We start from the raw sequence: 12,784 nt of genomic DNA, 5'->3' as shown, positions 1-12,784 counted from the left end.
CGGTTCGCCAACCCGTTGGCTCCTACAGAAAAATGGCCGCGTTAGCCCAGGTTTTTACCGAGCAATGCGTGATACAGCTCGCTGTCACCGAGTATCCCGACCACTTTGTCATTTTCCTGCAAGACCAGTTTATTGCCGGTCTGATAGCGTATTTGCAGAGCGTCGCGCATGCCGATATCAGAGTGGACCACGGTTGGACGACGACCCAAGGTGTCCATCGCCTGACCCGGTTCCCAGTTTTGCAAGTCGAGTTGCGCGCCATTCTGGCGGGCACCTTTGATCAGATTGCCTTCGGCCAGATCCAGCCAAGAGTCGCCGCTCGGGTCCAGGCACAGCGAGCCATTGACGCGGGTGCAGTTGTCGACGGTGCGCATCAGGCTGCGGCCACAGAGTACGTTCAGCGGATTGGTGTGGGCCACGAAGGTACGCACGTAATCGTCCGCCGGGTTGAGGACGATTTCTTCCGGGACGCTGTACTGAATGATCCGGCCGTCTTTCATGATCGCAATCCGGCTGCCGAGCTTGAGCGCTTCGTCCAGATCGTGACTGACGAACACGATGGTTTTGGCTAGCTTCTTCTGCAGGTCCAGCAGTTCGTCTTGCAGCCCCTGGCGGATCAGGGGGTCGAGCGCGGAAAACGGCTCGTCCATCAGCAGAATGTCAGCGTCCATTGCCAGCGCACGGGCCAGGCCCACGCGCTGCTGCATGCCGCCGGACAGCTCGTCTGGCTTCTTGTTGCGCCATTGCGTGAGGCCGACCAGCTCCAGTTTTTCGTCCACCAGCGTGTGCCGTTCTTTCTCGGGGCGACCCTGCATTTCCAGACCAAAGCTGATGTTTTCACGCACGGTCAGCCACGGCATCAAGGCGAACTTCTGGAACACCATGGCGATGCGTTTGGTGCGCATCATCTTAAGTTCGGCCGGGGTGCAGGACGCGATGTTGATTTGCGAGCCTTCATGCTCGACAAACAGCGAGCCGCGACTCACGGTGTTCAGGCCATTGATGCAGCGCAGCAGGCTGGATTTGCCCGAACCGGACAAGCCCATCAGTACGCAGATCTCGCCTTTTTCGATTTCCAGAGAGGCTTTTTCAACGCCGACGATTTGGCCGGTTTTCTTCAGGATTTGTTCGCGGTTCAGGCCTTGATCGAGCAGCTTGAGTGCTTCGCGAGGGTCCCTGGAGAAGATAACGTCGACGTTATCGAACTTGATAATGCTCATGCGTCCCCCTTGACCTGTGCGTCAGGTTGTTTGCAGATACGGTCGAGCATGATCGCCAGCAATACGATCGCCAATCCGGCTTCGAAGCCCAGGGCGATATCAGCAGTGTTCAGTGCGTTGACCACGGGTTTGCCCAAGCCATCGGCACCCACCAGTGCGGCAATCACCACCATCGACAGCGACAGCATGATGCATTGGGTGATACCAGCCGCGATGCTGGGCATGGCGTGGGGCAGTTCAATACGTGACAGCAGTTGACGGCGCGAGCAGCCGAAGGCTTTGCCCGCGTCGAGCAATTCGTGGGGTACATCGCGGATGCCCAGGTAGGTCAAGCGGATGGGCGCTGCAATCGCGAACACCACCGTCGAAATCAGGCCAGGCACCACGCCCAGCCCGAAGAGGGTCAGGGTTGGAATCAGGTAAACGAAAGTCGGCACGGTTTGCATCAGGTCGAGGACCGGACGCATCAGGGTGTAGAACAGCGGCTTGTGCGCGGCAACGATGCCAAGCGGCACGCCGATCACGACGCAGACCAGTGTGGCGAACAGCACCTGCGCCAGGGTTTCCATGGTCTCGACCCAATAACCCAGGTTCAGGATCAACAGAAATGAGGCGATGACAAAAATCGTCAGGCCCCATTTGCGCTGGATGAAATGGGCAAGCAGAGCAATCAGGCCGATCAATACAAGAGGGTTGAACCAGGTCAGGCCAAATGTCAGGCCATGGATCATGGTTTCCAACGACGACGCGATCGCGTCGAAAATGCTGGCGCCATGTTGCGTCAGCCATTCGACGAAGGCCGCGATGTACTGGCCCAAGGGGATTTTGTGATCAGTCAGCATGGTATCGATTGTCCGCATACGGGAGGAAATTTAGGACAACAGGCGGCTTGGCCGCCTGCGTGTCGGGTTACTTCGTCAGTTGGGCTTTGGCGGCCTCCAGACCAGGCTTGCCGTCTACAGTGGTCACGCCTGCAAGCCAGGTGTCGAGCACTTGAGGGTTTTTCTTGATCCACGCCTTGGCAGCGACATCAGGCTTTTGCTTGTCATCCAGCACATTGCCCATCAGCGCGCTTTCCATCGGCAGGGTGAACGACAGGTTTTTCAGCAACTGGCCCACGTTGCTGCATTCCTGGGTGTAGCCCTTGCGGGTGTTGGTGTAGATGGTGGCCTGACCGAAGTTAGGGCCGAAGTAATCGTCGCCACCAGTGAGGTACTGGATTTTGAAACGGGTGTTCATCGGGTGTGGTTCCCAGCCCAGGAACACCACGTCGGTGTTGCGTTTGGACGCACGATCAACCTGCGACAACATGCCGGCTTCGCTGGATTCGACGACCTTGAAGCCTGCGTCTTTCAAGCCGAAAGCATTTTTGTCGATCATGCTCTGGATCAGGCGGTTGCCGTCGTTACCCGGCTCGATACCGTAGATTTTGCCGTCGAGTTCTTTCTTGAATTTAGCGATGTCGGCGAAGTCGTGAAGCCCCTTGTCATACAGCGCTTGAGGAACGGCCAGGGTGTATTTGGCGTTTTCCAGGTTGGCGCGAACGGTTTCAACGGTGCCAGCGTCACGATAAGACTTGATGTCGTTTTCCATGGTCGGCATCCAGTTGCCGAGGAACACGTCCATGTTTTTGCCGTCTGCCAATGATTTGTAGGTCACGGGCACGGAGATCATGGTGGTCTTGGTTTTGTAGCCCAGCGATTGAAGTACGGCGCTGGTAACTGCAGTGGTGACAGTGATGTCGGTCCAGCCTACATCGGAAAAATTGACCGTTGCGCATTGAGCGGGTTCTGCCGCCTGAGCCAGCAGTGGCAGACTCAGCGCAACGCCCAGCAACAACTTCTGTGAACCTTTCATGGAGGACTCCTTAGGTGTTTTTTTGATATCAGCTTCTCGTTGTCAGCCAGAAACCGACGTTTTTTGATGTTGGCGAGTCAAGTTGCGCAACGGCTCTATCACTGCGTGTGGCGATCGAGTCGAGCCGATCATGTAACAGGGAAAAATAAACGCCTACAGGGGGCGTCGTAACCAGTACATACGGGGTCGTATCCAGTGTCAGTGACGTCGCATACAGATTTCTTAGCGTCTCCGGAAGCGCTTTTCAGGTGCTGATACGGTAAAAAACGGCCAGAACCGCCATGAAAACCGCAAGCCAAGTGTACTGCGCAGGCTCGCTCGCCAAAGCGACGTTAGTGGGCATGAGTAAGTCGGTGTGAGACGACGTCCGCCACGATAAAAGACTGATGATGCCGCCATCTTGACGGATAGCAGCTTGAGCGTAGCAGCTCCGTCACCGGCCGTCTGGCGCGCCGGAAATCCTGCCTTCGGAGGTTTGCGGTTCATGGCTATCAGCGTGTTCGATCTGTTCAAAATCGGTATCGGACCCTCCAGTTCTCATACCGTGGGCCCTATGCGCGCCGCGGCGTTGTTCGTGCAAGGGCTGCGCGAACGCGATCAGTTGGAACAGGTAACACGCGTGGAAGTTCGTCTGTACGGCTCGCTTTCGGCCACCGGCATCGGCCATGGCAGCGACAACGCTGTGATCATGGGCTTGATGGGCGAGTGGCCTGACGCAATCGATCCATCGGTGATCGGGCAGCGTATTGCCGTGCTCAAGGAAACCGACACCCTCCAGCTGAACAGTCAGCGCTCGATCCCCTTCGTGTGGCAGCGTGACATGCGACTGATCGATGAAAACCTGCCGTTCCACCCCAACGCGATGACGCTGATCGCGCAGGGTGAGGGCGGCGAGTTTCATCGCGACACTTACTATTCGGTCGGCGGTGGGTTTGTTGTTGATGAGGCTCAGGCAGCAAGTGGCGTGCTGGACATGGACAGCACTGTGCTGCCTTACGACTTCTCCAGCGCCGATGAATTATTGAAATTGTGCGAGCAGCATGGCTTACGCGTCTCTGAGTTGATGATGGCCAACGAAAAGGTCTGGCGTAGCGAAGAGGAAATTCGTGCTGGCCTGATGAAGCTGTGGCGAGCGATGCAGGATTGTGTCGAGCAAGGTTTGCAGCACGAAGGCATTTTGCCGGGTGGCTTGAATGTGCGTCGTCGGGCCGCGCGTCTGCATCGCAGTTTGCAGGAGCTGGGCAAGCCCAACGTGATCGGCTCGACCTTGAGCGCGATGGAATGGGTCAACCTGTTTGCTCTGGCGGTCAACGAAGAAAACGCAGCGGGTGGGCGCATGGTCACCGCGCCGACCAATGGCGCGGCCGGGATCATTCCGGCGGTGCTGCATTACTTCGTCAAGTTCAGCGACGAGGTCAGCGAGGCCAACGTCGTGGATTACTTTTTGGGCGCGGCGGCAGTGGGGATTCTGTGTAAAAAGAACGCGTCGATTTCTGGCGCCGAGGTCGGTTGTCAGGGGGAAGTCGGTTCGGCTTGTGCAATGGCAGCGGCAGGGCTGGCGGACATTCTTGGTGCGACGCCTGAGCAACTGTGCAACGCCGCCGAGATTGGGCTGGAACATAACCTGGGGCTGACCTGCGATCCGGTCGGTGGTTTGGTGCAAGTGCCATGCATCGAGCGCAACGCGATTGCCGCAGTGAAAGCCATCAACGCCGCCCAAATGGCCTTGCGCGGTGACGGCAAGCACTTCATCTCCCTTGATCGGGTGATCCGCACCATGCGCGACACCGGCGCCGACATGCACGACAAATACAAAGAGACGTCGCGTGGTGGGTTGGCGGTGAGTGCGGTGGAGTGTTGAGCAAGTAAGCAACAAGGCCACTGCTCGCTTTTCGATCACGAACCAATTCCCCCGCTGCTTTTTAGCGCGTAATCCCTGCGCGTATGGCGTAAAGCCATGCGGTGCGGGACTTTGATGCTGACCGTCGGTCACCCGTGCATGGGGTGACACTCCGTTTCTGTCGACACTTCGAGCCTTCTCAAAAGTGCTACCGAAGTGCTCATCACTCCCGCCATTCCCGTGGCTTCGCGGCCTGAAGGTCGCGAATCGGATGGTCGTGTCGCTACCAATTAGACGCATCGCGACGTCGCAATCAGGGTTTATTGAATGCTCGTTCAACTTTAGGCATGGCATTTGCGTTGCAATGGCATGCTCTCCACTCAAAAGAGAGCACAAAACAAGAGCCTCATGTGGGGCCATCAACCGCTTTTCGTGTGAGGAGATACCGTGATGACTTCGTTCAACTCCGGGGCACAACCCCAGAACCGTGCGCCGCAATCCATTGGCTTTCTGCTGCTGGACAATTTCACGCTGATTTCCCTCGCATCGGCGGTTGAGCCACTGCGGATGGCTAACCAGTTGTCCGGTCGCGAGCTGTATCGCTGGACCACGTTGAGCGTTGACGGCGGTCAGGTCTGGGCCAGCGACGGTCTGCAAATCACCCCTGACGCCGCGATGCACAAGGCCCCGGTGCTGGACACCGTGATCGTCTGTGGCGGCGTGGGTATACAACGAACCGTTACCCGCGAACACGTGAGCTGGCTGCAAAGCCAGGCGCGTCAATCGCGTCGTCTGGGTGCCGTCTGCACCGGCAGTTGGGCGCTGGCTTGTGCCGGTTTGCTCGATGGTTTCGATTGCAGCGTGCATTGGGAGTGTCTGGCTGCGATGCAGGAAGCCTTCCCGCGCGTTGCCATGAGCACTCGCCTGTTCACCCTCGACCGTAATCGCTTCACCAGCTCAGGCGGCACTGCGCCCCTGGACATGATGCTGCACTTGATCAGCCGCGATCACGGCCGTGAACTGTCCGCCGCGATCTCGGAGATGTTTGTCTACGAGCGCATTCGTAACGAGCAGGATCACCAGCGTGTGCCGCTCAAACACATGCTCGGGACCAATCAGCCGAAGTTGCAAGAAATCGTCGCGCTGATGGAGGCCAATCTAGAGGAACCGATCGATCTGGATGAACTGGCGGTGTACGTCGCGGTGTCCCGCCGTCAGTTGGAGAGGCTGTTTCAGAAATACCTGCATTGCTCGCCGTCGCGCTACTACCTGAAGCTGCGCCTGATCCGCGCGCGTCAGTTGCTTAAGCAAACGCCGATGTCGATCATCGAAGTCGCCTCGGTTTGCGGCTTCGTGTCGACGCCACACTTCTCCAAGTGCTACCGCGAATACTTCGGCATTCCACCACGCGACGAACGCGTAGGTTCCAACACTGCGCAGCAAGTGGCGATGATGCCAATCCCGCAAGCGATGGTCCTTGCGCCGCTGTCTGGGCCGCTGTCGGCATTGAGCCAAGCGCGTAACGAATCGACGTTTGCGAGCGTGCGGTTGTAGATCGATCGTTGTAGGAGCGAACTTGTTCGCGAGGCGGTGTTTCGGGCGCCCGCATTGGACGCCTCGCCAACAAGTTGGCTCCTACAGGTGAAGCGCGTTTCGACACCATTGGCTGCCGCTACTCATCCGTCGCGGCGCGCTATTGGCGGATGCCTTCCACACGATAGTGGGCCAGTTGTAGGAGCGAACTTGTTCGCGAGGCGGTGTTTCGGGCACACCGCGTTGGACGCCTCGCCAACAAGTTGGCTCCTACAGGTGAAGCGCGTTTCGACACCATTGGCTGCCGCTACTCATCCGTCGCGGCGCGATATTGGCGGATGTCTTGGACCCGCTGTAGGAGCGAACTTGTTCGCGAGGCGGTGTTTCGGGCACACCGCGTTGGACGCCTCGCCAACAAGTTGGCTCCTACAGGTGAAGCGCGTTTCGACACCATTGGCTGCCGCTGCTCATCCGTCGCGGCGCGCTATTGGCGGATGCCTTGGACCCGCTGTAGGAGCGAACTTGTTCTCGAGGCGGTGTTTCGGGCGCGCCGCATTGGACGCCTCGCCAACAAGTTGGCTCCTACAGATGAAGCGCGCTCTGCAGCCTCGACCACAACACAATTACCCGCGATGGCAGTGTGTCAGTGGTCCGTTTATCAGCTGACACACCGCCTTCGCGGGCAAGCTTCGCTCCAACAGATCGGTTAAACGCTACGGGTTTTGTTGTACGTCGCCAATGCCGGCAACAACTGCTGATCGATCGCCTGGCGCACGGCTGGCAAGATTGTCGCGCTGCCGGTGAGCATTTTTTCCACCAACTGACGCAACGCGCGGGCACGGTCGTCGTTCAGGCCGCAAACCGCTTGGGTGCAGGCCTGTTCTGCGGTGGCACCGGCAGGCATTTCAAACCCCAGTGATCTGAGTTGACTGAGCAGGTCTTCCTGGTCGATCAGGTCCGCATGCATCATGGCGCTCGTTCCTTTGTTGGCGTGTGGGAGGTTGTGGAAGGGGACTGATTTATTTACAACGCTTCACCGTAAATGAATCTGTCCCCGTTCTCGGATCGATTCTGGTAGCGCCCGAGGACCTCGGCAAGGGCTCTTGTCGACAATGGCTGGCATACCTATGAACAGGTCGTTTTCGACTAAGTGACTGTTCGGTCAGTTAGGCAAGCTGATTCCACTCCCATTGCGCCGATCATGGTTTGGTCACCTTCAGGCCTGCGCAATACCTGCCTCTGGTTTTGTAACGGCTTAACCGGGGCTTTTTTTGCCTGGATTTCGAGTGTGCTGCCAATGGCAGTGCGAGCGGTCTGCCAAAGGTCGGCTGTTTTGCTAAACTGCGCGGCCTTGCAGGAGCTGCCATGAATTACCGTCACGCCTTCCACGCCGGCAACCACGCCGATGTTTTCAAACATATCGTCCTGACTCGTATCCTCGCCTTGATGGCGCGCAAAGAGCAGCCGTTCGCTTACCTCGATACACACGCCGGTATTGGTCTGTACGATCTGCAGGGCGACCAGGCTACGCGGACTGGCGAATGGATCGAGGGTGTTGGGCGGTTGTGGGATGCGCCTGATGTGCTCGAGTTGGCATCTGGCTACATGGACGTGCTGCGCCATATGAATCGCAAGACAGGCGAACTGCGTTATTACCCAGGCTCTCCTGAACTCGCCCGCCGTCTAACCCGCGAGCAAGACCGGGTGCTGCTCAACGAGAAACATCCGGAAGATGGCGCGCTGCTCAAAGACAACATGAAATTCGACCGCCGCGTCGCCGTGCATCTGGGAGAAGGTTGGCATGTGCCTCGGGCGCTGTTGCCGGTGCAGGAAAAGCGTGCGGTGATGCTGATCGATCCGCCTTTTGAGCAACTGGATGAAATGAAGCGTTGCTCTATTGCGCTCAAAGAAGCCATCAGCCGCATGCGTCAGACCGTGGCGGCGATCTGGTACCCGATCAAGGACCAGCGCGCGCTCAAGCGTTTTTATCAGGAACTGGCTGAAACCGGTGCGCCAAAGCTTTTGCGGGTGGAGTTGCTGGTCCACCCGCTGGATACGCCGAACAGCCTGAACGGCTCAGGCCTGGCCATCGCCAACCCGCCTTGGGGGTTGGAAGAAGAGTTGCGCGAATTGCTGCCGTGGTTGGCGAAAACGCTGGGGCAGACTCAGGGTGACTGGAAGATGGATTGGTTGATTGCCGAAGCGTGATTGGGCGCTGCTCTCATCAGGGACACTGTAACTCTCTGAATAAAAGAGACTTTCTAAATTTCTGAAGGAGCTGCGCGACGGGCGAGCCCCTGCCGATAGCTAGGTTACGGATTTGAACTCGGCGGCATGCACACCCCTGTCCCGGCAATCCCACAATACCCGTCTGGATTCTTCGCCAGATATTGCTGGTGATACGCCTCGGCGAAGTACACCGTGGGCGCTTGTTCGATTTCGGTGGTGATGTCGCCCATGCCGGCTTTGGTCAATTCAGCCTGGAACACCTGTGCGCTGGCTTTGGCTGCGTCCAGTTGTGCGGGCGAGGTGGCGTAGATCACCGAGCGGTATTGGGTGCCGATGTCGTTGCCCTGGCGCATGCCTTGCGTCGGGTTGTGCAGCTCCCAGAACATCGCCAGCAGTTCGTCGTAACTGACTTTCTCCGGTTCGTACACCACCAGCACGACTTCGCTATGGCCAGTCAGGCCCGAGCAGACTTCTTCGTAGGTCGGGTTCGGCGTGAACCCCCCTGCGTATCCGACGACGGTGCTGACCACGCCTTCTTTTTGCCAGAAGCGCCGCTCGGCACCCCAAAAACAGCCCAGGCCGAAGATCGCAAAATCCACGTTGCTGGAGAACGGACCAAGTAACGGATTGCCGTTGACGAAGTGGTGTTCAGGCAATTGCATCGGTGTTTCACGCCCTGGCAACGCCTGCTGAGCGGTAGGCAATACGTTTTTGTTCACAAGAATTTCCGAGCGCAAGACCATGAGGTAAATCCTCTCTGGGAGCAAGATAACCGACAGGTATTGTCAGTAAGAGGGTGTATATGGGGTCAGAAAATTCTGCCGCAAGGGCCGCAAGCAGGGAAGAGGGCTCAGGCGAGTGGTCCGCGTGGGTAACGTCGCAGTTTGTCGATCAAGTCTTCCCCGGGGATTGGCCTGTCAAACAAATAACCTTGGCCGACGTCACATTGATGACGCCGCAGGAATGCAAGTTGTGCGGCGGTCTCGATGCCTTCGGCCACCACTTTGAGCTTGAGGTTGTGGGCCATGGCGATGACCGCCGAAGTGATTTCCATATCGTCCTGATCGTCCGGGATGTCGCGGATGAAGCTGCGGTCGATCTTGATCACATCGATGGGGAATTTCTTCAGGTAGCTGAACGACGAATAACCGGTACCGAAGTCGTCCATCGCCAGGGTCAGGCCCAGTGTCTTCAACGACTCCAACTGCAGTCGCGTGTCGTCGGTGGCTTCCAGCAGCAGGCCCTCGGTCAGCTCCAGCTCCAGCAGCGACGCGTCGAGTTGTTCTTCCTTGAGGATACTGGCAATCGACGCCACCAGTTCCGGGTCGGAAAACTGCTTGGGCGAGACGTTGATCGCTACGTGCAACTTGCCGTAGCCTGCGGCCGTCAGTTGCTTGCTCATGCGGCACGACTGGCGCGCCACCCATTTGCCAATCGGAATGATCAGACCGGTTTCTTCAGCCACGCTGATGAACTGGTCCGGGCGGATCATGCCTTTTTCCGGATGGTTCCAGCGCAGCAACGCCTCCATGCCCAGCAGCCGACCGGAACGCAGGCACAGCTTGGGCTGATAGAAGACTTCCAGTTCGTTTTGAGTCAGCGCGCGACGCAGGTTGTTCTCGACAAACAGTTTGTAACTGGCTTCGGCATTGAGCGCTTCGGTGAACACCTGAACCTGATGTTTGCCATTGGCTTTGGCCTTGTGCAGTGCTAGGCCTGCGTTCTTCATCAGGGTTTGCGGGTCGCGTCCGTGCAACGGGGCACACGCCACGCCCACCGAGCCGGTTACGCTGATCAACTGGTTGTCGACGAACATCGGCTTGTCCAGGGTTGTCAACACCTGGCTTGCGATGCGTTGGCCTTCTTCTGGATTGGTGTCATCGAGCAGCACCGCGAACTCGTTGCTGGCGAAACGCGCCAGAATGCCATTCGGGCTCAGGCTGTTGCGTAAGCGACGCGCAAGGCTGATCAACAGCTTGTCGCCAGTCTGATGGCCGAGGCTGTCGTTGATGCGTTTGAAGTTGTCGATATCGACCAACAACAGGCTGATCGGCGTTTCGACGTCCCGGGCAAAGTGCTCGTCAAGGGTGCGAATGAACGCCGGGCGGTTACCCAGATTGGTCAGGTTATCGGTGTACGCCAAACGTTCGATACGTTGCTGCGACAGCTTGGCCTGCGTGATGTCCTCGTAGATACCAATGTAATGAGTAAGCTCGCGATCATCGCTGTAGACCTTGGAAATCGATAGCTGACCCCAATACGGTTCGAGATTCTTGCGTCGGCTTTTGAATTCGCCCTGCCAGCTATTGCTGCTAGCCAGGCTGGAATTGGCATCCAGCAGCAGCGCATTAAGGTTCTCCAGCGCCGGCAGTTCGGACAGTTTGTGGCCGTGAACTTCATCGGCGGAATATTGAGTGATCTCGGTAAAGCTCGGGTTGACGTATTCCACCACTCCGTCGCAATTGACCAGCAAAAACGCGTTGGCGCTTTGCTCCACTGCGCGCTGGAACAGATGCAGCGCGTTGGTGGCGGTACGCCGGTTGTGGTTGTTGATCGCTTGCGCGAACTGATCGGCGAGCTCGCCAGCGAAGGCGATTTCATCGGATTGCCATTCACGCGGCGTACCCGTCTGTTCCAGGCACAGCACGCCTACCACTTGACCGTCGATGCGCACGCTGGCGTCGAGGATGGCGTTGATGTCGCGCGGGCGCAGGCATTCGACCAGCTCGCGGGTACGCGGATCATGCTCGACATCGTTGGCGTCGATCGCACGACTGGTGTGCAGTGCTTCGAGGTAGCTGGGAAAGTGACTGATGTCGATCGGATTGGGTTTTCGGTACGCGCTGGTGCTGCGTAGGTATTCAGCAATAGGTTCAAGTACCTGGTCGTTGAGGTTCCAGATGCTGGCGCAAGCGATGTCGTAAATCTCACAGGCGCTTTTGGTAATGAGTTCAGCCGCTTCTTGCAGCGAATTGCTTGAGCTGTAGCGATGGCGTGCCAGACGCAGAATGAGGCTTTGCTGGGCACGCACGCGCTCCAGATGACGCATCTGTTCATGCTGGGCGCGTTGGTTCAATTCAAGGGCGATCTGCAGTCGGCTGTTCTGGGTTTCCAGATCGGGCTTGACGCTAAACTCGCTTTCTTCGAAGACCCCATCGACGACCATCAGATAGCCGCGCAGTAGGTGGCGGTTGTGCTGTTTGTAGCCTTCACCCAGTTCCAGCAACCCCAGCGGGCCGCGACTGGTGTGTAGGGTGTAGCGAATCAGGTAATAGGGGCTGCTGACCAGTTGCATCTGCACTGCATCGTGCAACTGATAGCGAGCCTCGGGCTCCATCAGGCTGGCATAAGGCGCGCCGATTAGAGCGCAAAGCTCGACGGCTGGCATGCCAAACTGTTTTTCACAATTGGGGTCCAGATACAGCAGCGTCCAACTGGTTTCATTAAGCCGCTCAAAACGCAGCATGCCGAGCCGCGAAGGCACCGGTAATTGCGTCACTACCTCGGCCGCCGTTCTACCGGAAGCATCAGGCTGGCTTTTCATGAAGGACTCACTTCCAGAGTACTGATCGCGCACGGGCAAAGCACCCGTCGTTAATTCGCGTGTAGCAAGGTTGCATCATGCAGCGTGGGCTGACAAGTGAGTGCGATGGCTTAGTGCTATAAATCTTTCGGCAAATGAGACGGTAACTGAAGGTTGTTGGTCGGATTTCTCCGGAATGGGCGCTAAGTGATTGTTATCGACCGATTGTGCTCATTCTGAATTCAGCTCTCAGGCAAAAAAAGCCCCGCCAAATAGCGGGGTTGAGGTACGAGCGTGGCAGCTCGAAAAACAGTCGGCGCTTGTCGCGCCTAACGGGTATTTAAAGGGGACAGATTTATTTACGGTGGAGCGCTGTAAATAAGATCAGTCCCCTTTAACGCCCTTACAGCAAGATGGTACGAGGGGCGGCCAGCAGATCGCTCTGTCTAGTCCTGAAATAGGTTTACACCTGTTTCATCCCAACGCCCGATGCACCGCATCGGGCGTTTTGTATTTCAAAGACAGGTGCGGTCGCTCGCCGTTGTAGATCGAGACCGACTCACCCACCATCTTCTTCGCCTG

The 12,784-nt window shown here is 57.5% G+C and carries 9 protein-coding genes; 3 read left to right on the top strand and 6 right to left on the bottom strand.

Going from position 1 to position 12,784, the window contains the following annotated elements; all coding sequences use genetic code 11:
- Positions 1–41: 41 nt before the first annotated feature.
- The 3 genes from choV to VGC62_RS23960 all read right to left on the bottom strand — a co-directional run bounded on the left by choV (position 42) and on the right by VGC62_RS23960 (position 3,077).
- Complete coding sequence (gene choV, locus VGC62_RS23970; RefSeq protein WP_331189561.1) at positions 42–1,220, bottom strand: choline ABC transporter ATP-binding protein; 1,179 nt, start codon at positions 1,218–1,220, stop codon at positions 42–44.
- Positions 1,217–2,062 (bottom strand): choline ABC transporter permease subunit, encoded by an 846-nt coding sequence (gene choW / locus VGC62_RS23965; RefSeq protein WP_331189560.1) that lies wholly within the window; start codon positions 2,060–2,062, stop codon positions 1,217–1,219. The genes choV and choW overlap by 4 nt, the downstream gene beginning before the upstream one ends.
- A gap of 67 nt (positions 2,063–2,129) precedes the next feature.
- A complete protein-coding gene (locus VGC62_RS23960; RefSeq protein WP_331189559.1) occupies positions 2,130–3,077 on the bottom strand; it encodes a choline ABC transporter substrate-binding protein in 948 nt (315 codons plus the stop codon).
- A gap of 484 nt (positions 3,078–3,561) precedes the next feature.
- On the opposite strand from VGC62_RS23960, the gene VGC62_RS23955 reads away from it, so the two are divergent.
- Both VGC62_RS23955 and VGC62_RS23950 read left to right on the top strand, forming a co-directional pair.
- Positions 3,562–4,938: an L-serine ammonia-lyase gene (locus VGC62_RS23955; RefSeq protein WP_331189558.1), complete on the top strand. Its 1,377-nt coding sequence runs from the start codon at positions 3,562–3,564 to the stop codon at positions 4,936–4,938.
- A gap of 429 nt (positions 4,939–5,367) precedes the next feature.
- Positions 5,368–6,471, top strand: coding sequence for a GlxA family transcriptional regulator (locus tag VGC62_RS23950; protein WP_331189557.1), 1,104 nt, complete (start codon positions 5,368–5,370; stop codon positions 6,469–6,471).
- A 685-nt stretch (positions 6,472–7,156) separates the two neighbouring features.
- Here VGC62_RS23950 and VGC62_RS23945 read toward each other — a convergent pair.
- The gene (locus VGC62_RS23945; protein ID WP_331189556.1) at positions 7,157–7,420 is read right to left on the bottom strand and encodes a hypothetical protein; all 264 of its coding nucleotides are present in this window, start codon (positions 7,418–7,420) and stop codon (positions 7,157–7,159) included.
- 395 nt (positions 7,421–7,815) lie between these two features.
- Here VGC62_RS23945 and VGC62_RS23940 point away from each other — a divergent pair, with 395 nt between their 5' ends.
- The gene (locus VGC62_RS23940; protein WP_331189555.1) at positions 7,816–8,658 is read left to right on the top strand and encodes a 23S rRNA (adenine(2030)-N(6))-methyltransferase RlmJ; all 843 of its coding nucleotides are present in this window, start codon (positions 7,816–7,818) and stop codon (positions 8,656–8,658) included.
- A gap of 104 nt (positions 8,659–8,762) precedes the next feature.
- Here the strand turns inward: VGC62_RS23940 and msrA are convergent, their stop codons facing one another.
- Positions 8,763–9,422 (bottom strand): peptide-methionine (S)-S-oxide reductase MsrA, encoded by a 660-nt coding sequence (gene msrA / locus VGC62_RS23935; RefSeq protein WP_331189554.1) that lies wholly within the window; start codon positions 9,420–9,422, stop codon positions 8,763–8,765.
- Positions 9,423–9,529: 107 nt separating this feature from the next.
- The gene (locus tag VGC62_RS23930) at positions 9,530–12,223 is read right to left on the bottom strand and encodes a putative bifunctional diguanylate cyclase/phosphodiesterase (RefSeq protein WP_331189553.1); all 2,694 of its coding nucleotides are present in this window, start codon (positions 12,221–12,223) and stop codon (positions 9,530–9,532) included.
- Positions 12,224–12,784: the final 561 nt, after the last annotated feature.

Origin of the sequence: Pseudomonas sp., from assembly GCF_036404235.1 — a bacterium.
Lineage (GTDB): Bacteria > Pseudomonadota > Gammaproteobacteria > Pseudomonadales > Pseudomonadaceae > Aquipseudomonas.
This window is presented reverse-complemented; position numbering and strand designations above follow the sequence as displayed.